This is a genomic window from Streptacidiphilus jiangxiensis (genome assembly GCF_900109465.1).
Lineage (GTDB): Bacteria > Actinomycetota > Actinomycetes > Streptomycetales > Streptomycetaceae > Streptacidiphilus > Streptacidiphilus jiangxiensis.
Genome location: NZ_FOAZ01000009.1, coordinates 188281 through 208690 on the forward strand (window position 1 = coordinate 188281; position 20410 = coordinate 208690).

The 20410-nt window shown below is 74.6% G+C and carries 20 protein-coding genes; 8 read left to right on the forward strand and 12 right to left on the reverse strand.

The window, feature by feature from the left end:
• The first annotated feature begins 9 nt into the window (after positions 1-9).
• From BMY61_RS46295 to BMY61_RS19105, 5 genes are all read left to right on the forward strand, one after another.
• Positions 10-156, forward strand: a complete 147-nt coding sequence (locus BMY61_RS46295; RefSeq protein WP_161791227.1) for a hypothetical protein — start codon at positions 10-12, stop codon at positions 154-156.
• 20 nt (positions 157-176) lie between these two features.
• Positions 177-746 (forward strand): flavodoxin domain-containing protein, encoded by a 570-nt coding sequence (locus BMY61_RS19090; protein WP_042445460.1) that lies wholly within the window; start codon positions 177-179, stop codon positions 744-746.
• A gap of 88 nt (positions 747-834) precedes the next feature.
• A complete protein-coding gene (gene chrA / locus BMY61_RS19095) occupies positions 835-2028 on the forward strand; it encodes a chromate efflux transporter (protein ID WP_042445463.1) in 1194 nt (397 codons plus the stop codon).
• An 88-nt stretch (positions 2029-2116) separates the two neighbouring features.
• Complete coding sequence (locus BMY61_RS19100; RefSeq protein WP_042445466.1) at positions 2117-2515, forward strand: SHOCT domain-containing protein; 399 nt, start codon at positions 2117-2119, stop codon at positions 2513-2515.
• Positions 2516-2528: 13 nt separating this feature from the next.
• Positions 2529-3908 (forward strand): cation:proton antiporter domain-containing protein, encoded by a 1380-nt coding sequence (locus tag BMY61_RS19105; RefSeq protein WP_042445469.1) that lies wholly within the window; start codon positions 2529-2531, stop codon positions 3906-3908.
• Positions 3909-3911: 3 nt separating this feature from the next.
• On the opposite strand, the gene BMY61_RS19110 is transcribed toward BMY61_RS19105, so the two are convergent.
• The 3 genes from BMY61_RS19110 to BMY61_RS19120 all read right to left on the reverse strand — a co-directional run bounded on the left by BMY61_RS19110 (position 3912) and on the right by BMY61_RS19120 (position 6172).
• Positions 3912-4283, reverse strand: a complete 372-nt coding sequence (locus tag BMY61_RS19110) for a pyridoxamine 5'-phosphate oxidase family protein (RefSeq protein ID WP_075003971.1) — start codon at positions 4281-4283, stop codon at positions 3912-3914.
• 88 nt (positions 4284-4371) lie between these two features.
• Complete coding sequence (locus BMY61_RS19115) at positions 4372-5133, reverse strand: response regulator (protein WP_082014908.1); 762 nt, start codon at positions 5131-5133, stop codon at positions 4372-4374.
• Positions 5134-5299: 166 nt separating this feature from the next.
• Positions 5300-6172: a universal stress protein gene (locus tag BMY61_RS19120; RefSeq protein WP_042445472.1), complete on the reverse strand. Its 873-nt coding sequence runs from the start codon at positions 6170-6172 to the stop codon at positions 5300-5302.
• A 333-nt stretch (positions 6173-6505) separates the two neighbouring features.
• Here BMY61_RS19120 and BMY61_RS19125 point away from each other — a divergent pair, with 333 nt between their 5' ends.
• A complete protein-coding gene (locus BMY61_RS19125; RefSeq protein WP_075003972.1) occupies positions 6506-8104 on the forward strand; it encodes an ATP-binding SpoIIE family protein phosphatase in 1599 nt (532 codons plus the stop codon).
• On the opposite strand, the gene BMY61_RS19130 is transcribed toward BMY61_RS19125, so the two are convergent.
• The 5 genes from BMY61_RS19130 to BMY61_RS19150 all read right to left on the reverse strand — a co-directional run bounded on the left by BMY61_RS19130 (position 8089) and on the right by BMY61_RS19150 (position 14477).
• On the reverse strand, positions 8089-8838 hold the full coding sequence (locus BMY61_RS19130; RefSeq protein WP_042445475.1) for an SDR family oxidoreductase: 750 nt from the start codon (positions 8836-8838) through the stop codon (positions 8089-8091). The two genes, BMY61_RS19125 and BMY61_RS19130, sit on opposite strands and share 16 nt — an antisense overlap.
• A gap of 79 nt (positions 8839-8917) precedes the next feature.
• Positions 8918-9457: a cupin domain-containing protein gene (locus BMY61_RS48610; protein ID WP_063773220.1), complete on the reverse strand. Its 540-nt coding sequence runs from the start codon at positions 9455-9457 to the stop codon at positions 8918-8920.
• 118 nt (positions 9458-9575) lie between these two features.
• Positions 9576-12356, reverse strand: a complete 2781-nt coding sequence (locus BMY61_RS19140) for an ATP-binding protein (protein WP_082014909.1) — start codon at positions 12354-12356, stop codon at positions 9576-9578.
• 48 nt (positions 12357-12404) lie between these two features.
• The gene (locus BMY61_RS19145; RefSeq protein WP_042445485.1) at positions 12405-13379 is read right to left on the reverse strand and encodes an AraC family transcriptional regulator; all 975 of its coding nucleotides are present in this window, start codon (positions 13377-13379) and stop codon (positions 12405-12407) included.
• A gap of 105 nt (positions 13380-13484) precedes the next feature.
• A complete protein-coding gene (locus BMY61_RS19150) occupies positions 13485-14477 on the reverse strand; it encodes a hypothetical protein (RefSeq protein WP_143094431.1) in 993 nt (330 codons plus the stop codon).
• 295 nt (positions 14478-14772) lie between these two features.
• On the opposite strand from BMY61_RS19150, the gene BMY61_RS19155 reads away from it, so the two are divergent.
• Positions 14773-15030, forward strand: coding sequence for a hypothetical protein (locus BMY61_RS19155; protein ID WP_042445493.1), 258 nt, complete (start codon positions 14773-14775; stop codon positions 15028-15030).
• 14 nt (positions 15031-15044) lie between these two features.
• Here the strand turns inward: BMY61_RS19155 and BMY61_RS19160 are convergent, their stop codons facing one another.
• From BMY61_RS19160 to BMY61_RS19170, 3 genes are all read right to left on the reverse strand, one after another.
• Positions 15045-16550, reverse strand: coding sequence for an MFS transporter (locus tag BMY61_RS19160; RefSeq protein ID WP_042445496.1), 1506 nt, complete (start codon positions 16548-16550; stop codon positions 15045-15047).
• Between the two features lie 87 nt (positions 16551-16637).
• Positions 16638-17882 (reverse strand): MFS transporter, encoded by a 1245-nt coding sequence (locus BMY61_RS19165; protein ID WP_236655950.1) that lies wholly within the window; start codon positions 17880-17882, stop codon positions 16638-16640.
• Positions 17883-17940: 58 nt separating this feature from the next.
• Positions 17941-18492, reverse strand: a complete 552-nt coding sequence (locus BMY61_RS19170; RefSeq protein WP_042445499.1) for a manganese efflux pump MntP — start codon at positions 18490-18492, stop codon at positions 17941-17943.
• Between the two features lie 181 nt (positions 18493-18673).
• Between BMY61_RS19170 and BMY61_RS19175 the strand changes: the two genes are divergently transcribed.
• Complete coding sequence (locus BMY61_RS19175; RefSeq protein WP_042445503.1) at positions 18674-19705, forward strand: DUF6528 family protein; 1032 nt, start codon at positions 18674-18676, stop codon at positions 19703-19705.
• A gap of 63 nt (positions 19706-19768) precedes the next feature.
• Here BMY61_RS19175 and BMY61_RS19180 read toward each other — a convergent pair whose 3' ends face one another.
• Positions 19769-20323 carry an adenylate kinase gene (locus tag BMY61_RS19180; protein ID WP_042445506.1) on the reverse strand — a complete coding sequence of 185 codons (555 nt, stop codon included), beginning with the start codon at positions 20321-20323 and terminating at the stop codon, positions 19769-19771.
• Between the last annotated feature and the right edge of the window lie 87 nt (positions 20324-20410).

Genomic DNA, 20410 nt, shown 5'->3' on the forward strand with positions numbered 1-20410 from the left:
CGCGGGCGGGTGCTGCTCGACGCCCGCACCTCCCTGCGCACCCGGGCCGAGCGCCTGATCGCCAGGGTCCGCACCGTCGAGGGCGTGGTCGACCTCGCCGAGACCGTGCGCTGGGAGATCGACGACACGCTGCGCCCCGGCGCGCCGAAATCCTGAGACGAGAAGGAGAGACCTCGATGTCCCCCGCACCCGCACCCGCACCCGCACCCGCACCCCGACACATCCGGCGGGTCCTGGTCGCCTACGCCGGCCGCAGCGGCTCGACCGCCGAGATCGCGCAGTGGATCGCCGAGCGTCTGCGCGGCGAGGAGGAGAGCTTCGACGTGACCGTCGCCGAGGTCTCGGACAGCCTCGACCCGAGCGGCTACGACGTCGTCGTCCTCGGCTCCGCGCTCTACGAGGGCCGCTGGCTGCGCTCCGCGTCCCGCTTCGCCCGTCGCAACCGCCACGAGCTGGAACACGCCTGGGTCTGGACCTTCAGCAGCGGCCCGCTGGACGACTCCGCGACCACGGGCGAGGTGGTCATCACCAACAGCGCCGACCGCGCCTCCCGCCGCATCCTCGCCCGCGACCACGTCACTTTCGGCGGCCGCCTGGCCCCCGACTCGCGCGGCTGGCTCGCCCACACCCTGGTCGAGGGCGGCCACGGCGGAGACTTCCGCGACCGCGCCCAGATCGACGCCTACGCCGACCAGATCGCCGGCGAACTCTCCGTCCTGCCCCGGCTGCGCCACCCGGTGGCCTGACGGCGCCTCGCCTCACCGCCGGGCGCCCACCGGCGACCACTATCGTGATCGCCGGGTCGAGCAGCACGTCGAGGCGGAGAAACGGGTCGTGACCGGCACAGCACAGGAACAACCCGAGCCGGGGCGAGCAGACGTCCCATCCGTCGCGCTCACCACCATCGGCCGGGAGTGGGGACGGATCGGCTGCGTCGGCTTCGGCGGACCGCCCGCGCACATCGCGTTGCTGCGGCAGCTGTGCGTCGAGCGGCGCGGTTGGATCTCCGCCGGGGAGTTCGAGGACGGCATCGCCGCCACGAACCTGCTGCCCGGCCCCGCCTCCACCCAGCTCGCCATCTACACGGCCTGGCGGTTGCGCGGCGTCGCCGGAGCGGTCGTCGGCGGGGTCTGCTTCATCGTCCCCGGCCTGGTGCTCATCCTCGCGCTGGCCGCGCTCTTCCTCGCGGAGGCCACGCCCTTGTGGGTGCGCGGGGCCGCCGCCGGTGCGGGGTCCGCCGTCGCGGCCGTCGCCGTCCACGCGGCGTGGGGCCTGGTCCCCGGCAGCTGGAAGCGGGTCGGCACCGCCCGTGCGGCGCGGGCCCGATGGGTCGGCTACGCGCTGGCCGGTGGCGTCGCCGCGGCGACCGTCGGGCCCTGGCTGGTGCTGCTGCTGATCGCAGCCGGACTTCTGGAGGTCGCGGTCCGGGCCGACCCGGGGGACGCCCGGGCACGGACGTGGCCGGTGCCGCTCGCCGTGGCCGCGCCCGCCGCGGGTGGGCTGCTCTCGCTCGCCTGGGTGGCCTTCAAGGTCGGCGCCCTCTCCTACGGCGGCGGCTTCGTCATCATCCCGCTCATGCAGGCCGACGCGGTGAACCACTACCACTGGATGACGGCGGCGCAGTTCCTCAACGCCGTCGCGCTGGGCCAGATCACCCCCGGCCCGGTGGTGCAGACCGTCGCCGTCGTCGGGTACGCCGCCGCGGGGGTCGGTGGTGGTCTGCTCGCGGCGCTCGTGGCCTTCACCCCGTCATTCCTGTTCGTGCTCCTGGGCGGGCGCCACTTCGACCGGCTGCGCGCCGACCGGCACGTCCAGGCGTTCCTCACCGGCGCCGGCCCCGCCGTCGTCGGGGCCATCGCGGGATCGGCGATCCCGCTCGCGCTCGCCCTCACCCACGCGTGGCAGTACGCCGTCCTGGCCGCCGCCGGGCTCTGGCTGCTGGTGCTGCGCCGAGGCGTGGTCAGCGCCCTGCTGGCGGCCGGCGTGCTGGGCGTCCTGCTCGCCTTCGCCGGCCTGCCCGTGGGGTGAACCGCCGAGCCATCGGTCACTCGTTCGGACGTGCGCGGGCGGCCGCGTCGTGCGCAAATGGAGGAAAGCCGGAGTCGAGGAGGCGGCCATGAACTATCCGCTGCTGAACGTCTTCTTCACCACCATGTGGGTCTTCCTGTGGGTCATGTGGTTCTTCCTGCTGTTCCGCGTCTTCGCGGACCTGTTCCGGGACGACTCCGTGAGCGGCTGGGGCAAGGCCGGCTGGTGCGTGTTCGTCCTGGTCCTGCCGTTCCTCGGCGTGTTCGTGTACCTGATCGCGCGCGGCAAGGGCATGGGCCGGCGCGACATCAAGCAGTCCCAGGAGGCGGAGGCGAGCTTCCGCGCCTACGTGCAGGAGGCGGCCGCCGGCACCTCGGCGACCTCGAGCCCGGCCGGTGAGCTGACCAAGCTCGCCGAGCTGCGCCAGCACGGCGACATCACCGAGGAGGAGTACCAGCGGGCCAAGGACCACGTCCTGGCCGCGTGACGGGAGATCCGCCGTGAGCGACGCCGCCGCCTGGACCGGGGTGGCCGTGGCCGGGGTCGCGGTCGGGTACACGCTGGTGTCCCGACGCCTGGCCGGCTCGCCGCTGACCGCGCCGATGGTGTTCGTGGGCTTCGGGATCCTCATCGGGCCCGTGGGCCTGGACCTCGTGAGCCTGGGCCGGGACAGCACACAACTGCGCACCTTGGTGGAGGCGGCGCTGACGCTCGTGCTCTTCGCCGACGCCACCACCGTGCGCCCGGCCGAGCTGCGCACCGAGGGCACGCTGTCGGGACGGCTCCTCTCGGTCGGATTGCTGCTCACGATCGGGGTCGGCTGGCTGTTGGCCTGGCCGCTCCTCCCGGGCCTGAGCGTGTGGGAGCTGGCACTCGTCGCGGCGATCCTGGCCCCCACCGACGCGGCTCTCGGCAAGAGCGCGATCTCCGATCCCCGGGTTCCCGGCCTGGTGCGCCAGACCCTGAACGTGGAGAGCGGGCTGAACGACGGCATGGTGCTGCCCTTCTTCGTGCTCATCCTCGCGGGTGTGCCGGAGACCTCGTACGCCCACGAGGGGACGGGCGGGACGTTCTGGCGCGCGCTGCTGCTCAGCCCCGCGCTCGGCCTCGCGGTCGGCGGCGTCGGCGGACGGCTGCTGGCGTGGGCGGGCGCACGGGGCTGGGTCGCGGCGGACTGGCGCCGGCTCTGCCCGCTCGCGGTGGCGGCCGCTGCCTACGGACTGGCCGTCGTCACCGGCGGCAGCGGCTTCATCGCCGCATGGGTGGCGGGATTCGCCTTCGCCTACGCGCTGCGCGGCGGCGAGCAGGCGACGACCGAACCCGCCGGCACGAGCGAACCCGCCGGCACGAGCGAACCCGCCGGCACGACCGAGCCCGCCGGCACGACCGAGCCCGCCCGCACGACGGACCTGACGGAGGACCTGGGCGACCTGCTGGCCATGCTGAGCCTGCTCTTCTTCGGCGCCGTCCTGCTCGGGCCCGCTCTGGAGCACCTGAGCTGGCGCGTCGTCGGCTACGCGGTGCTCAGCCTCACCGTGGTCCGGATGCTGCCGGTCGCGATCGCCCTGCTCGGCAGCGGTCTCAAGCGGCCGACCGTCGCGTACGTCGGCTGGTTCGGGCCGCGCGGGCTCGCCTCCGTCGTCTTCGGGCTCCTGGTCGCGGAGGAACACGTCCACGAGGTCGAGCTGATCAGCGAGGTGGTGGCGGTGACGGTCGGGCTCAGCGTGCTGTTCCACGGCGCCTCGGCGGCCTGGTTCGCCGCGCGTTACGGACGCTGGTACGTGCGGGCCGCCGCCGTGGAGGAGCTGCGCGAGAGCACCGCCACGCCCGTCACCCCGCGGCGGCGCCGGACGGACCCGTTCGAGTCGGTGCGGAACTGATCGTCAGGCGTCGGCCGACGCCGGGAAGCGGCGGCCGTGCACGGCCTCGGGGAGGATGTGGATCTCCAGCGTGCCGGTGGTGTGGTCCTCGGCGCCGACCACGGCGCGGCCGAGAAGGGTGACGCACCAGCCGGTGCCGTCCTCGGTGTGGAGGTCGTCGGCCTCGAAGGCGACGAGGGTGCCGCCGATGGCCTGGGCGAGACCGGAGTCGGCGGCGGTCCGCAGCAGCACGCCCCCGTCCGGGGCGAGGTGGAACAGGGAAGGCCAGACGGCGGGCATCGCGGCGGCGGTGTAGATGACGCGGCCGGACCGCGCGTCGGCCAGGAGGCCCAGCGCGCTGCCGCGGTCGAGGTGCTCTGCTGGCAACGTCTTCATGCCTTCGATGGTCGCCGCCGCCGGGCGGTCGGCGGGAGGGGCCAACGACCCGGGCGTCCCCGCCGACCGGCCCCACCGCGCGGACCGGTCATCGCCGGGCGAACCGCGGGCCACCGCCCACGGCGCCGCCGCCGAAGCCGCCCGGGTGGGTGGCGGCGTGCTCCGCGGCGTGCTCGGCGGCTTGGGAGGCGATCACCGCGGCCTGGACCCGGCGCTCCACGCCCAGCTTGGCCAGCATGCGGGAGATGTGGTTCTTCACCGTCTTCTCGGCCAGGAAGAGGCGCTGTCCGATCTCACGGTTGGTCAGCCCCTCGCCGATCAGGGTCAGGATGTCGCGCTCGCGGTCCGTCAGCTGTGCCAGCGCGTCGGGCTGTTGCGGCGCCTGGGTGGCCTGGCCGCGCAGCCGCGCCATCAGGCGGGTGGCCGCGCCGGGGTCGAGCATCGACTGGCCGGAGCCGACGGTGTGGACGGCGGAGATCAGGTCGGTGCCGCTGATCTGCTTGAGGACGTAGCCCGAGGCGCCGGCCATGATGGCGTCCAACAGCGCGTCCTCGTCGTCGAACGAGGTGAGCATCAGGCAGGCCAGATCGGGGAGCTGGTCGCGCAGCTCGCGGCAGACGGTGATGCCGTCGCCGTCCGGCAGGCGCACGTCCAGCACCGCCACGTCGGGGCGCAGCGCCGGCACCCGGGCCAGCGCCTGCGCGCAGGTGGCCGCCTCGCCGACGACCTCCAGGTCGGGCTCGGCGTCGAGCATGTCGCGCACCCCGCGCCGGACGACCTCGTGGTCGTCGAGCAGGAAGACCCTGATCGTGCCGGTGCCGGCCTGCGCGCCGGCCGTGTCGCCCGTCATCCCACTACCCCATGTCCTCGTCCGTGCGCCGTTCCGGCCGCGCACCGTGGCGCGCGCCGGTGATGCACAAGATCGTCCCGCGCGTCCCGGGACCTTCGATAGGGCCGAACGGTCCCATCATCGCGCGATCGGCGCCGGGCGGCACGGACCGAGCGGGCCTGCGGTCTCAGTGGGGCACCACCGCGACCGGTGCGTGGGCGAGGTGCAGCACGCGGTGCGGAACCCGGCCGATCGGCAGGCTGAAGTGCTGCGTGTGCTTGCGGTGCGCGCCGACGACGACCAGCGACGCGTCCTTCGACGCGTTCACGACGGCCTCCTCGGCGAGCCCCAGCTCGATCCGGACCGCCACCTCCACCTTCGGGTGGGCCGCCCGGGCCGGTGCCAGCAGCTTCTCCAGCTCGGCCGTCTCCTCGGCGGTGCGCCGGGCCTCCTCCTGCGGCGGGACCGCCACATGGCCGGGGAAGGCCTGCGGGTACATCCAGGTCCGGACGACCTTCAGCACGACGCCGCGCCGCTCGGCCTCGGCGAAGGCGAACTCGACCGGTTCGGGCTCACCGGGGGCGACGCCGACGACGACGGGCCCCCGGGGGTCCGGGGCGCCCTCGGTGGGCACCAGCACGGCCGGGACCGGGGTGTGCGCGGCGACTCCCTCGCTGACCGACCCCAGCAGGACGGTCATGAAGGGGTTGAGCCCGCGCCGGCCGGTGACCAGCAGGCCGGAGTCGTTGGCCGCCATCCGCAGCAGGCCCTCCACCGCCGCCTCGTCGATCAGCTCCGGCTCCACCTCGAGGCCGGGGTGGCGCTTGCGCATGTCCTCGGCCGCGCTCTCCAGGAAGGTCCAGGCGGCCTTGCGGGCGTCCTCCCTGATGTCCGTCTTGTAGGCCTCGGGCAGGCGGTAGGCCTGCATGCTCCACGCGTGTCCGACGCGCAGCACGGCACCGCGCAGGTGCGCCTCGTCGGCGGCCCATTCCAGGGCCACCCGGGCGTTCTCGGAAGTGTCGAGGCCCACCACCACGGCCTCGGTCGGCGAGCTGTTCATCAGTGCCTCCAGCCTGGCGGCGTCGGGGAGGCACGGACCTCGCCGAGGGTGTCACCGCCATCGGTGTCACCTCCAGCCTGGCACCGGCGGGCTGCTCACGCGCAGGGCTGACCGGGCCGCACCTCAGGGCCGGTCGGCCCGGACCGGGGGCGGTCGGCGGGTGAACGTCGGGATCGTCCGGGCCGGCGCCGGTTCCGGAACAGTCCGTTCCCGACAGGTCGGACTCATGTTCGCTCGTGTTGCGGCAATATGTGGCAACTGTCATGCGGCATAGTCCGATTGAGGTGGGATTGGCGCCCGGACGTCGTACGGCACGAGGCAGCTGGGGTCGACATGGGCAGAAGACAGGGGCCGACCATCGCCCCGCTGGAGAGCGACGCCGCCTCGCCGGCCGGCGAGGAGCGGTTCCGGGGGTTGCTGGAGGCGGCCCCCGACGCGATGGTCATCGTGGACGACACCGGGGCGATCACGTTGGTGAACGCCCAGACGGAGGCGCTGTTCGGGTACCGGCGCCAGGAGCTGCTGGGGCGGCCGGTCGAACTGCTGATCCCGGGCCGGTTCCGGTCCCACCACGCCCGGCACCGCAGCGACTACGCGGCCAACCGACAGGTGCGGCCGATGGGGGCGGGGCTGGACCTGCACGGATTGCGCAAGGACGGCACCGAGTTCCCCGTCGAGATCAGCCTCAGTCCGCTGGAGACGAGCGACGGTCTGCTGTTCTCGGCGGCGGTCCGCGACGTCAGCGACCGCAAGGCCGCCGAGGCCGAGCTGACGGTGCTCTACGAGCAGCAGCGGCACATCGCCCTCACCCTCCAGCGCAGCCTGATGGGCACCCCGCCCGCCATTCCGGGCCTCACAGCGGCGCACCGCTACCGGCCCGCCACCCAGGGCGCCGGCGTCGGCGGAGACTGGTTCGACCTGATCCCGCTGGGCGCCGGCCGGGTCGGCATCCTCATCGGCGACGTCATGGGCCGGGGCCTGGAGGCGGCCGCGGTGATGGGGCAGCTGCGCTCGGCCGCCCACGCCCTGGCCACCACGGGCATGGAGCCGCGCGACCTGATGCAGTCCCTGGAAACCTTCGTCGGCGACCTGCCCGTCCCCGACCAGCTCGTCACCTGCTGCTATCTCGTCATCGCACCCGACACGCGGGAGGTGTGCGTCTGCTCGGCCGGGCACCTCCCCGTCCTGGTCGCCGCCCCGGGCCACCGTGCCCGGATCCTGCCGGCCCCGGTGAGCGCGCCGCTCGGGGTCGGCGGCATCCCGCACCAGCAGACCTCGGCGGTCCTGTCCCCGCACACCGTCATCGCCCTGTACACGGACGGCCTGATCGAGACCCCGGGCTGTGACATCGAGGACCGCCTGAACATCCTCATGGACACCATCGACACCGCCCCCGACACGGGTGACCTGGAGGCGGCGGCCGACCACATCCTGACCGCCCTGCTGCCGCCCGGGCCCGGGTACGACGACGACGTCACCCTGCTGCTGGCCCAGGTCCCCGCCGCCCCCGACGCCGCCGCCGGGCTCGACCTGCCCGCCGTGCCCACGTCCGCCGCCGAGGCGCGCACCTTCGTCGAGAAGGTGCTCGTCTCCTGGGGCCAGTCGCACCTGGCCGACGACATCAAGCTGCTGACGTCCGAGACGGTCACCAACGCCGTCCGGCACGGCAGCGGTCCCGTCCGGCTGCAGATGCGCCGGCATCCCACCGAGCTGGCCGTCGAGGTCACCGACCGCAGCCCCCGCCTGCCGCACCCCCGCCTGGCCGAGGCGGACGAGGAGTCGGGCCGCGGCCTCACGCTGGTCGAGGCCCTCGCCGAGCACTGGGGCACCCGGCTGGTCGACGGGGGCAAGACCACCTGGTTCACCGTTCCGCTGGGCGGCGCCCCGGGAGCCGCCCAAGGCGGCAGGGAGTGGCGTCAGCGGCTCCGGTAGGTGCGGTCCAGCCATGCGTCGAAGGTCTCCGTGCCGCGCTGTCCCGGGCCGGTGGGCAGCAGGCCGTCGCCCGCCATGGCCCGGCCGGCCGCGCCCGGCAGGCGCAGCGGCAGGACGGGGGTGCGGCGTCCCTGGGCGCGCAGGACGCGGCGGACGAGCACCGTCATGTCCTCCTCCTGCGGCCCGGCCAGTTCCGGGGCCGGGCCGACGGGGTCCTGCTCGGCGAGCCGGACCAGTGCCTCGGCGACCTCCCGGGCCGCGACCGGCTGGGCGCGCATCACCGGCACCACGGCGACGGGTCCGCGGGTGCGCTCCAGCAGCTGCGCCGCGAACTCGTGGAACTGCGTCGCCCGCAGCACGCTGCCGGGAACCCCGTCCGCGAGCACGAGCTCCTCCTGACGGCGCTTGCCCAGGTAGTAGCCGAAGTCGACCCGGTCGCAGCCGACGATCGACAGCGCGACGTGGTGGCCGACCCCGGCCCGCCGCCCGGCCTCCAGCAGGCGACCGGTGGCCTGCTCGAAGAAGGCCACCGACTTGCGGGCGCCCATGGTCGTCACGTTGCTCACGTCGATGACGGCCTGCGCGCCCTTCAGCGCCGGGTCGAGGCCGTCGCCGCTGAGCAGGTCGACGCCGGCCGACCGGGCCAGCACGACGGTCTCGTGCCCGGCCGCGTGCGCGGCCTCCACCACCGTCCGTCCGACGGCTCCGGTTCCGCCTGCCACCGCGATACGCATGTCCTGGTCCTCTCCGCTGCGGGATCTCTCTCATCAGAGAGGACAGGACGGCCCGGACGGATGTGACATGCCGCTCGGATCAGTACGCGGTGAGTTCGGCGAGGATCAGCTCGCGGGAGAGGTCGGTGCCGTGGGAGTCGGCGGCGTGCGCGTGGACGGCGGCGACGATGTGGTCCGTGCCCTCGCCGTCGGCGAGCGCGACACGGAACTCGACCCCGCACGGGCAGCGGCCCTGCAGGCCCTCGCCGGTGCCGAGCCCGGTGGCGGTGTCGATGCCGATGACGGGCTCGTCGCCGACGACCCAGGCGTCGTGGCCGGGCGGGACGGAGAAGGCGTCGCCGGGGCCGTAGTCGGTCTCGACGCCGTCGTCCATGCGGACCCGGAGCGTGCCCGCGACGATGTAGCCGTTGTGGGCGATCTGGCAGGAGTCGGTTCCGGCGAGCGGCTTCAGGTCGACGGACCAGCGCCAGCCGGGCTCGAACACGGCCCGGCCGACGAGGGCGCCGGGGAACCGGGCGAAGTCGACGTGTCCGTGGTCGAAGGTCATGCGCTCGTCCGGGTCGTCCATGCTGCGGCGGCCCGGTGCTGCGGTGGTGGGGGCACTCGGTGCGGTGGTCATGACGGGCTCCTCCTCGGGATCCCAGCGGAATCCTCGGCGCGGATTCCGATAGCGCGATCGTCGCCCGGCACGTGTGCGGCGCGCATCGGTGGTCCTACCCGTCCGTTCCCGTCCGCGCCTACGTGTTTCCCCCACCCGGTCCGCCCAGCCCCCGGGCGACCAGCTGGGTGCGAGAGCGGGCGCCGGACTTCCGCAGCAGTCCCTCCACGTGCTTCTCGACGGTGCGCGGCGAGAGCCGGAGCCGGGCGGCGATCTCCTTGTTGGACAGGCCCGTGGTGAGCAGGTCCAGCACCTCGCGCTCCCGCTCCGTCGCGCCCGGGGCGGCGGGGTGCGCAGGTGGGGCACCGTGTGCGGCCAGGCCGGGCATCCCCAGCCGCGTGAAGGTGCTCTCCCCCGCATGCAGCCACTCCTCCGGTCGTCCCCAACCGTCCGACCGGGCGCGGTCGACAGCCAGGAGGCGTGCGAGATCGCCCCAGACGGGGAAGCCGTCGAGGGCGGCGTCGGCCGTGTGCACCAGCTCCTCGGCGCGCCCGACGGCTCCGGCGCGGCCGCAGAGCACGGCTTCGGCGTAGCCGAGGAGTCCGCGGTTGGCGAAGCCGACCCGCACGTCCGAGCGCAGCGCCTCGTCGAGTGCGCCGGGCGCACGCGGGTCGTCCAGCGCGGCCAGCAACAGCGGCCAGATCGCCCGGTACTCCGCCGGGTTGGCGCGGGGGAGTGGACGCAGCAGCGCCATGCCGCGGTCCATCGCCGCGACGGCTTCGGACCAGGCGCCGGTGAACAGGGCCAGCATGCCGCGACAGCCCGCCCACGCGCCCGCCTCCAGCTCCGGTTCGACGGGCGCGGACCCGGCGAGCAGCGTGAGGTAGCGCTCCATCTCGTCGCGCTCGCAGCGGAAGGCACGGATCTCGGCCAGGAAGTACAGGGCCGCCGCGTGGATCGCCGACAGGCCCAGACGCTCGCTCAGGTCCAGGGCCCGACGGGCGTGCAGGTCGGCCCGTCCGCGCTCGAAACGCGACTGCAGGCCCGCACAGATCTGGATGTCGAGGACCGCCGCGGTGCCCAGGGCGCCCAGCTCCACCGCCGTCCTGTGCGCCTGCTCCAACTGCCGTGTTCCGGCCGTTCGGTAGAGCTCGATGGTGCCGAGCTCGTGCAGGGCCCGGAGACGCCACAGCGGCAGCCTGGCGACGGTGGCGACGGTCAGCGCCTCCTGGAAGGAGCATCGGGCCGCCTCCAGGTCCACCGGACGGTCGATCCGGCCCAGCACCTCGTGCGCCTGGCACGCGGTCTCCGGAGCCGCGTGCCCGGAGTCCAGCGCCGCGCCCGCCAGCTGTCGTGCCGTCACCGTGTCGTCGGCCGCGAGCGCGAGCTCGGAGGCCAGTACACCGGCGCGCGCGTCCCAGGCCGGCTCACCCGCCTCCTCCCGGGCGGGCACGGACAGCTCCAGCCAGCGCCCGGCCTCCCCGCTGCGGGCCGCCGCCACCAGGGCTCCCGCCACCGTCAGCGTCACCTCGGCCAGGAGTGCGGCGCTCTCCCGGTCGGGCCCGAGCTGCAGGAGCAGTTGCTCGCCGGCCTCGACCGTCTCGTCGACGCGTCCTGCCAGGGCGAGCGCGCGGACCAGCAGCCGTCCCGTGTCGGCGCCCTGACCGGTGTCGACAAGCAGGGCACGGGCCGCACGCAGTGTCCCGACCGCGGTGTCCAGGGCGCCGCGGTCCAGGGCGGCGCGACCCGACTGCGCCAGCAGCGCGCCGGCCCGCGCGACGTCACCGGCCTGCGACGCCAGCTCGGCGGCGAGGTCGCGCCAGTGCGCCCCCAGGTCGGGGTGGGCCTCGGTGAGCGCGGCGAGTGCGGCCGCTGCCAGCGGTTCGCGCGCTGGTGGGAGCAGGTCGGCGAGCAGGGCGTCGCGGGTGAGGGCGTGGCGGAACTCGAACGCGGCGCCGTTCACGGCCAGCAGCCCGCAGGCGGTGCCCTCCGCCAACGACGCCGACACGGTCTCGCGGGGCAGCGCGGTGATCCGAGGAAGCAGCTCCCAGTCGAAGCGGCGCCCGAGCACCGCGGCGGCGTTCAGGACCAGGCGCGTCGACGGGGCGAGCCGGGCCGTGCGCGCGCGCACGGTCGCGGCGAAGGACTCCGGCACACCGGGCCCGGCCAGCAACTCCTCGACCAGGAACGGGACGCCCTCCGCGCCCCGGCACACGCGGGTGAGGCGGTCGTCGTCGACCTGTGGGTCGCAGGCCCGCGCCATGCGGGCGACGTCCTCGTCGCCCAGACGGTCCAGGGCCACGGTCGCGTCGACGCCGCGCCGGTCGTGGCACCGGCGGGCCAGGTCCGCCGCGGCGCCCTCGCCGTCCCGTGCGGTGAGCAGCCACAGGGCCCTTCCGCCGCGTTCGGTGTCCGCGAGCAGGTCCAGCACGGCGAGGGTGTCCGGGTCCACCCAGTGCAGATCCTCCAGCACGACCAGCAGCCCGAGGGGCTCGGCCAGTCGCCGCACCAGGCGCGTCAGCGCCGCCGCCCGGACGGGCGCGGAGATCTCGCCCCCGGCGACGGCGGAGACGGCCTTACCGTTGGCGTCCGGCAGCACGGCGGCAAGAGCGGCCTGCCAGGTCTCCGCCTCGGCCACGGTGGGGGCCGGGCCACGGTCGAGGACCGGCAGCAGCGCCTGGGTCAGCGGCAGGAAGGGCACGTTCGCGCCCTCGGGTGCGGCGCGGCCCACCGTGACCGGGACGTGCCGGCCGTCGGCGAGGCCCGCGAGCTCGCGGGCCAGCCGTGTTTTGCCGATCCCCGGCCGGCCGACCAGCCACACCAGCCCCCCGCGCCCGGCCGACGCCTCGTCCAGCGCCCCGCGCAGCACCTCCAGCTCCGCGTCGCGCCCGCACACCACCGGGCACCCGAGCCGACCCACCCCACCAGTCTGCGCCGCCCCGCCGCTGCCGGGCCACCGCCGCGTCCGTCAGCGGCCGCGGAGCGTCTCGGAGGGGTTGCGGTGGTAGCGGCGGCGGTAGGCGGCGGCGAAGCGCGGCTGGTGGGTGAACCCCCAACGCTCGGCGATCTCCGCTACGCCGGTGACGGTGGGGTCGGCGGCCTGCAGGTCGGCGTGGGCGCGCTCGAGGCGCACGTCGCGCAGGAAGGCGGTCGGGGTGCGGCCGAGGTGGCGGCGGAAGGCGGCCTGCAGGGCGCGCGGCCCGATGCTGACCAGAGCCGCCAACTCGGCGGTGGTCCACGGGTGGGCGGGGTCGGCGCGCACGGCGTCGACGGCCTGGACCACCAGGCGTGGCGGCGTGGTCGGCGTCGAGGTCAGCAGGCTCTCCCGCCACGGGTGTTCGGAGCTCAGCAGGAGACCGGTGAGCAGTGCTTCGAGCAACTGGGGGCGGAGCAGCGGGCTGGCCCACAGGCCCGGCCCGGGACCGGTGAGGTCGCCGACCGCGTCGGTGAGCAGCCCGGCCCAGGAGCGGCCGGGGCCCTGGCCGAGGTCGAGCCGCGGCCCGAGGCGCAGCGGGCGCGTCGGAGTCCGGTCGAGCAGGTGTTCCAGGTGGCGTTCCAGTCGTTCGCGGGAGGTCACCAGGGCGGCGATCTCCCCGGAGGACCACCGGCGCATGGTGACCGGGGTGCCCTCCTGCATGACCAGGCCGTGCCCGCCTCCGGTCTCCCCGGCCGTTCCGGCGTGCTCCCAGCGGATGCTGCCGCGAACGGACACGTCCACGCTGATGATGCCGAGTTCGGCCACGACGGACACGTCGGACCAGGTCCGGGCGCGGACGAGCATCGTGCCGGTCTCCAGCTCCGCGTTGTCGAAGCAGGCGCGGAAGCCCGTCCGGTCGTCCAGGGACCGCAGTCCGCGCACGTCGTAGAACCGACCGAGGACCCCGGCGGCCTCGTCGAGGTCGTGGGTGTCGAAGGAGACCCGCTCGCCGCGCAGTGACCGCATGCGACCCCCTCGACCAACCGCCCGCGGCGGGCGCCGGTTTCGTCCCGCCTCGTGGTGGCGTGGACACGGCGCCAGATTAGATGATCTTCGTGGGGTGACCTACCGTCAAGTGGTGACAGGTCGGCGCCGCGGCAGTCGCAACAGCGGACCGTCCTTGAAACATGCTGTCACCAGCGTGAGTTCACCCCGGACGGCACGCCAGTGAGCACGGTCGCGCGCGCCGTGCGCGCGGAGGTTCACCCGCTGCGCGCGGGCCAGGCCGCGCGCGACGGCGGGCACGTCGACGTACCGGGCCCCGGGGAGCCGGAGCGCGGCGGGGGCTTCGACGCCTGCCAGCGACGCCACCTCGGCGACCGCGCGGTTGAGGCGGCGCAGTGCCGCCAGGTAGCCGGCCTCGTCCTCGAGGGTGGACCAGTCGCGCGGCAGGCGTGCCAGCATGCGCGTCACGACGTCGGCCTGGACGGGGTTGGGCGGCGTGTCAGGTGACGGTGCGGCGGCGGCGCCTGGGCCGGGGAGCGCGGGGTCGGCGAGGGCCGGGTCGGCGGCGACCTCCAGCAGGCCGGCGAAGGGCGCGCCGGTGCCGGTCGCGTGCGGCAGGCTGGGCTGCGGCGGACGGTGCGGCCGACGGTCGCCGTGCCGACAGGCGGGCCAGTCGCGTCCGGCGTTGCGCGACTGTCGCAGGCAGATCAGCGCGGGGTTCGGCTGTTCGGCGACACCGAGCAGGCGGACGCCCTCACAGCGGTCGCTGACCTGGCACTCGACGGTGACCTGCACCGGGCAGTCGCCCGGCAGCCCGAGCGCGTGCAGGTGGTCGAGCTCTGTGGCCAGCTCCGCCCAGTCGACGACGTCGGCCGTGCCGTCCGCGTCCCGGGCTGCGGCGTGCAGTCGGACGACGGGACGGGCGCAGTCCGCGCGGGTCGCGCTGATCGCCGTCAGCGCGAGCCGATGGGTCCGCACGTCCGCCCCGACCGTGACCACGGCCACGTCGACGGCCCCGGGGACCCCCGGGGTGGGCGCCTGCAGCCGACGCAGTCGGGCCGCCGCCGCGAGTTCGAGCAGGTGCATGCCAGTGCCCTGGGCTCGGTTTCGGCGATCCATGTTCCCTCACCTGTCGGGGGCCGGGTCGGACCGAGGGAACGGGCACTCGGCTCCTGGCTGTGTGTGGAATGTAGGCCCGGCAACGCCGGGATGTCCGCCTAATCGCCGAGCCGTGCGCTGGACGGATGGAGCTCTGCGTTCCCTGTATGTCCCTCTGGCGATCGGCCCCATCCGTTTTCCGCAGCCGCGCTCGGCGCCAAAGGCGCGCAGGACACTCCCGTGCGCCGGTGTGAAGCCTTCTGCGCGCCGGTCGCGCGCCCTGACGCGCGGGTCGCCCGCGGCTGAGCATTCAGGCATGGCGATCCAACTCGGGGACGACGCGCACTACGTGCACTCGACCGCCCGGCTGTTCGGCTGGCAGGTGGACTGGCAGCCGCGGGGACTGCTCTTCTTACGGCGTGGCGAGTGGGTGGCCCGGGTGTACTTCGCACCGGGTGGGGGCTTCGTGCGCAGCACGGTGCACGGGGACGCCCACGAGGCGCGGGAACTCGGGCTGTCTGACGTGATCAGGCTGCTGGAACGGGAGGGTTTCGCGATACGACCCTCCGCCTGAGTCGCGGTCCCGGCTCAGCGCCGGTGGATGAAGTCCTTGTCGCGGATCAGCAGCGCGGACGCCACGCCGCCGACCAGCGCGAGGACCGCGGTGACCACCAGCAGGACGTTGAGCGCCCCCGCGAAGCTCGACCGGATGGCGCTCTGCACCTCCCCGCGCAGCGCCGCCGGCACGGCGGTACTGCCCGCCCCGACCTGGCCCTGGCGGACGGCGGCCAGGATCTGGCCCGCGTGGGCGGCGAGCGGGGTGCCGGACAGAGCGTCCCCGAGCCGGCTGCGCAGCGACGTGGCGAAGATCGAGCCGAGGGCGGCGATGCTGGTGGCCAGGCCGATCTGGCGGAAGGTGGAGTTGATGCCGGAGGCCATGCCCGCCCGTTCCGGCTCGACCACGCCGATCGCGGTGGAGGCGAGCGGCGGGTTGACGAAGCCGGCGCCGAGCCCGGAGACGATGAATCCGGGGATGAGGTCCGTCCAGGTGCTGTCCCCGTTCAGGCCGGTCATCAGCAGCAGGCCCGCGCCCACCGCGAGCAGTCCGGGCCCGATCAGCCACCGTGGCGACACCCGTTCGCTCAGCCGGCCCGCCACCGTCGCCGCGACCAGCAGCGCGCCGCTGTTGACCAGCAGACGCGCACCGGTGGCCAGCGCCGAGTAGCCCAGCACGTCCTGGAGGTAGAGGACCAGGTAGAGCAGCATCGCGAAGAGCGAGCCGTTCATGGCGAACGCCGCGCACAGGCCGCCGACGAAGGTCGGCTTGCGGAACAGGCCGAGGTCGAACATCGGGTCCTTGACGGTGCCTTCGGCGACGACGAAGCCCACCAGCAGCGCCGTGCCGACCGCCAGGGCGGTGATCGCCCCGGTGTCGCTCCACGAGGTCTCCCCGGCCCGGATCAGCCCGTAGACCAGGCCCACCAGGCCGAACGTCAGCAGCACGAAGCCGAGGACGTCCAGCCGTCCGGGATGCGCGGCGCGCGACTCCTCCACCCGCCAGCGGGTGACGGCCAGCGCCGCGATCCCGATGGGCACGTTGACCAGGAAGATGCCGCGCCAACTGATGCCGGTGGTGATCAGGCCCCCGAGGATCGGGCCGAGCGACACGGCCGCGCCCGTGATCGCCCCCCACACCCCGAAGGCGACGCCCCGGTCACGACCCCGGAAGCTGTGGCCGAGCAGCGCCAGCGAGGTGGCGAACATGATCGCCCCGCCGACGCCCTGGCCCGCCCGGGACAGGATCAGCATCAGCGACGACTGCGCCAGACCGCACAGCAGCGACCCGGCGGTGAACACGACCAGCCCGATCAGGAACAGCAGCCTGCGCCCGTACCGGTCCGCCAGCACACCGGAGGTGAGCAGGAACGAGGCGAGCGCGAGCGCATAGGCGTCGACCACCCACTGGACGTCGCTGAAGCTCGCGTGCAGGGCGCGCTGGATGTCCGGCAGCGCCACCACCACGATCGTCACGTCCAGCAGCAGCATGAACGTGCCGACGCACACCGCGACGAGCGTCCACCACTTGGTCTCCATGCGGTCCGCCTTCCGGGGCTGCCCCTTTCCAGGGTTGCCCGCGGCGCGGCCCGTGTCGCGCGGAAGGGGCCGGGTGGCGGGTGGGGCTCAGCCGTCGGTGGGAGGCCGTACGCCCTGGCGCGCGAGGGGGACGAACAGCACCAGCGCCACCGCCTGGGTGATCGCGGTGAAGACGACCACGGCCGTGATCGAGTGGCTGTACAGGGCGCCGATCAGGGTGGAGCCCGCCAGCCAGGCCAGGCCGTAGACGGCGGTGAAGACGCCGTAGCCGGTGCCGCGTCGGTGCGCGGGGACCAGGTCCGCCACGGCCGCCCGCAGGGTCGACTCGTGGATGCCCATCGCCGCGCCCCACACGACCGCCCCGACCCACACCAGGGCCGGGCGGGTCGAGAACGACAGCAGCGGGACGGCGGCGGACAGGGGCAGCGCGACGACGAGGCCGCGCAGCCCGACACGGTCGTAGAGATGTCCCGAGGCCAGCGCGGCGAGCGCCGCGGCACCCATGGCGGCGGCGTAGACGACGGGGATCACCGCCACGGGCACGACGTGGCGGGTCTGCAGGTGGTAGCCGAGGACGCCGAAGGTGGCGAATCCGGCCATGGAGGTGGCGGTGAAGGCCGCGTAGAGCCAGAAGCGTCCCGGCAGCGCCGCCGACGTCGGTCGTGCCGAGGATTGCTGGTCGGCCCGCGCGGCCGGGTGGGGCTTCTCGTACGCCTCCGGCCGGGGGACCGCGCGGCGCAGCCACGCCAGGGTGAGCAACGCCAGGGCGCCGGGCACGGCCAGGACGGCGAAGCCCAGTCGGTACCCGGAGACGGCGATCATCGCGGCGACCAGCAGCGGTCCCAGCAGCGCCCCGGACTGGTCCAGCGCCTCGTGCAGCGCGAACGCCCGGCCACGCCCGCCCTCGGTGCTGGCCTGCGCGAGCATCGTGTCGCGGGCCGGGGTGCGCACGGCCTTGCCGAACCGCTCGGCAACGACCAGCGCGGCGGCCGGCCACAGCGCCTGGGTGACCGCGAGCAGCGGCACCGCCACGATGGTGATCGCGTAGCCGGTGATGGACTGCGCCCAGTGGCCGCGGGTGCGGTCGGCCAGCGGGCCGGTCAGCAGCCGGAGGACGAGCGCGACGGCCTCGCCGAACCCCGTCACGAACCCGACGAGCGCGGCGGAGGCGCCGAAGGTGGCCAGGTAGGGGCCGGTGACCGAGCGGGCACCCTCGTAGACGAAGTCGGCGAGCATGCTGACGACGCCGAAGGCGAGCACGAACCGGGTCGGCGCGAGGCGGTTGGGGCCCTGCTCGGCGGCGGGCGGGGAGCCGGGGCTGTTGATCGTCACCCGACGAGGCTAGGGGAGGTGACCTCCGCGTTACCTGCCTCACCGATGCGGCGTCGCCTCAGAGTGCGCCCGCCGCCACGGCGACGCCGACGCCGACGAGGATCGCCCCGCCCAGGAGCTCGCCCCGCTGCCCGGCCACCGCGCCGAGCCGGCCGCCGAGCTCGAGGCCGAGCAGCGTCAGCGCGACGCTGACGGCCCCGATCACCAGGGCCGCCGTCAGCAGGCCGACGCGGTAGGAGCCGAGCGAGAAACCGACGGCCAGGTTGTCCACGCTCAGCGCCAGCCCGGACACCAGCAGGCGGCCCCACGACTGCCCGAACCCGACCGCGCTGCTCGCCGACTGCTCCGGGCCGCCGCGTGCCTGCCACAGGGCGTAGGCGCCGGTCGCGATCAGCAGGCCCGCGCCGATCCAGCGGGTGACGTGGCCGAGGGAGTCGGCCACCGCGTGGCCGAGCGCGAGCCCCACGATCGGCATCGCTGTCTCGAACAGGCCGAAGACGACGCCGGTCCGCCACCGCGTACGCCGGTCCACGCCGGACATGCCGATCCCGATGGCGGCCGCGAAGTTCGACAGGCCGAGCGCTGCGGCGACCAGCAGCAGTTCGATCACCCGATGACCCTACCCACCTGGCTTCGCGGTCAACGATCCTGCCATGGGGAGCGGGCACACCAGGTACGGGTGGGCCGGTCCGGTGATCTGCGCGTGAGTCGTCCCGCCGCTCACTGGCGGGCCACGCGGCCGCGCGTACGGTCGGGGGCGGACCGTGGCGGACGCAGGGAGGGGAGTCGGCATGCGCGAGCGCCCGCCACGGGCGGACCGCGTCCTGACCCGGCGGCAGCTCCTGTCCGGTGCGGCGGTCTCCCTCGTCGGGGCGCTGGCACCGGCCGTCCCGGCCGCCTTGGCCGCGGCGGACACCGGACCCGTCGACGGCAGCCGGATCGTCACCGGCGACCAGGTCGGCTCCCGCATCCTGGTCGTCGACCCGGTCCGGGCCCCCGGCACTCCCGACGCCGCACCGGCGGCGGTCCTCGCCTGTCTGCGGTGGACCTGGTCGCCGCTGCTCGCGCCCGAGCTCGGTGACCTCGACCCGCCGGTCACCTGGCGCAACGTCAGCGAGGCCAAGCCACGCACCGTGGACGGTCGGCGCCTGCTGCTGTGCGGAGCGTCGGAGGGGCTGGCCCTGGCGGTCGACCATCCCACCGGGCGGGTGCGTTGGGCCGCGGTGGCCCGCGACGTCAACGTGCACACCCTCGAACTGCTGCCCGACGGCGACGTCGCCGTCGCCGGCAGTGAACCCGGCGAGGTCCGCGTCTACCCGGCCGCGTGCGGGCCGCGCGGTGACCGGTTCGCGTCGCTCGCCCTGCCCGGGGCACGCGGGCTGTGCTGGGACGCGGCGCACGGCGTGCTGTGGGCGCTCGGGGCCCGGCAGTTGGTCGCCCTCACGGTCGGGGGCACGACCGCGGCGCCGACGTTGGAGACGGCGGCCCGCGTCGCCCTGCCGACGCCGACCGGCCACGACCTCGACCATGTCGCAGCCTCACGCGGACGGCTCTGGGTGACCACGGTCGAACAGGTCCTGCAGTTCGACACCGCGACCGCCTCCTTCGTCGGCTACCCCGAGCAGGGCGACGTGGACACCCCGGACACCAAGAGCGTCGGCGACGACCCGTACACCGGCCGGATCCTCACCACCCGCCCCGAACCCGGCAACCCGTGCACCTGGTGCACCAGCGTGCTGCGCCTGCACGCCCCGGACGCCGAACTGCACCTCCCGGGCACCGGCCTGTACAAGGCCCGCTGGCTCGGACCGCCGGACGCGTGACCACCGCCGGATGATCCGGGACGCGGCAAGCTCCAGCGCCACCCGGGGCCGGGGGCGCGCCGGTCACGGGGTCTGCGCGGGCAGGGCGGCGAGCACCTCCGCGGCGATCCGCTCGACGGGTCCCACCGCCTCGACCGAGAGCAGGAGGTCGGCGTAGTAGGCCAACAGCGGCGCGGTGTCGCGGTGGTAGACGTGTTGGCGGTTGCGGATGACGTCCTCGGTGTCGTCGGGCCGGCCGCGGCCCAGCAGCCGGTCCACCAGGACCTGCTCGGGCGCGGTGAACTCGACCACGGCGTCGAGCCGGTGCCCGCCCGCCCCCAGCAGCAGCGTCAGCTCGTCGGCCTGGCGGACCGTCCGGGGGAAGCCGTCGAGGACGAAGCCCGCCTCGGTGTCCGGTTCGCGGAGCCGGAGCCGGACCATCTCCACCGTGACGGAGTCCGGGACCAGTTCGCCGGCGGCAACGAAGCGCCGGGCGTCGCGGCCGAGGGGTGTGTCCCGGTCTCCGTGGTCGCGGAACAGCTCGCCGGTGGAGATGTGGGGGACGCCGAGCTTCGCGCTGAGCAGGGCCGCCTGGGTTCCCTTGCCTGCGCCGGGCGGGCCGATGAGGACGAGTCGCATGGTCGCGGGGCTGCCTTTCCTGGGCTTGGATCAGGGTACGGGTGATGGTCTGTACCCAGTTCCCCGCGCGGCATGCCTGCCCGCCCG

What these genes read in the sequence shown, in the direction of transcription:
- BMY61_RS19115 (WP_082014908.1), bottom strand. Translation starts at nt 5,133, where the DNA reads ATGACGGGCGACACGGCCGGCGCGCAGGCCGGCACCGGCACGATCAGG.
- BMY61_RS19145 (WP_042445485.1), bottom strand. Translation starts at nt 13,379, where the DNA reads ATGCGGTCACTGCGCGGCGAGCGGGTCTCCTTCGACACCCACGACCTC.
- BMY61_RS19175 (WP_042445503.1), top strand. Translation starts at nt 18,674, where the DNA reads ATGCGCGAGCGCCCGCCACGGGCGGACCGCGTCCTGACCCGGCGGCAG.
- BMY61_RS19155 (WP_042445493.1), top strand. Translation starts at nt 14,773, where the DNA reads ATGGCGATCCAACTCGGGGACGACGCGCACTACGTGCACTCGACCGCC.
- BMY61_RS19150 (WP_143094431.1), bottom strand. Translation starts at nt 14,477, where the DNA reads ATGGATCGCCGAAACCGAGCCCAGGGCACTGGCATGCACCTGCTCGAA.
- BMY61_RS19130 (WP_042445475.1), bottom strand. Translation starts at nt 8,838, where the DNA reads ATGCGTATCGCGGTGGCAGGCGGAACCGGAGCCGTCGGACGGACGGTG.
- BMY61_RS19120 (WP_042445472.1), bottom strand. Translation starts at nt 6,172, where the DNA reads ATGAACAGCTCGCCGACCGAGGCCGTGGTGGTGGGCCTCGACACTTCC.
- BMY61_RS19160 (WP_042445496.1), bottom strand. Translation starts at nt 16,550, where the DNA reads ATGGAGACCAAGTGGTGGACGCTCGTCGCGGTGTGCGTCGGCACGTTC.
- BMY61_RS19110 (WP_075003971.1), bottom strand. Translation starts at nt 4,283, where the DNA reads ATGAAGACGTTGCCAGCAGAGCACCTCGACCGCGGCAGCGCGCTGGGC.
- BMY61_RS19100 (WP_042445466.1), top strand. Translation starts at nt 2,117, where the DNA reads ATGAACTATCCGCTGCTGAACGTCTTCTTCACCACCATGTGGGTCTTC.
- BMY61_RS19125 (WP_075003972.1), top strand. Translation starts at nt 6,506, where the DNA reads ATGGGCAGAAGACAGGGGCCGACCATCGCCCCGCTGGAGAGCGACGCC.
- BMY61_RS19090 (WP_042445460.1), top strand. Translation starts at nt 177, where the DNA reads ATGTCCCCCGCACCCGCACCCGCACCCGCACCCGCACCCCGACACATC.
- BMY61_RS48610 (WP_063773220.1), bottom strand. Translation starts at nt 9,457, where the DNA reads ATGACCACCGCACCGAGTGCCCCCACCACCGCAGCACCGGGCCGCCGC.
- BMY61_RS19180 (WP_042445506.1), bottom strand. Translation starts at nt 20,323, where the DNA reads ATGCGACTCGTCCTCATCGGCCCGCCCGGCGCAGGCAAGGGAACCCAG.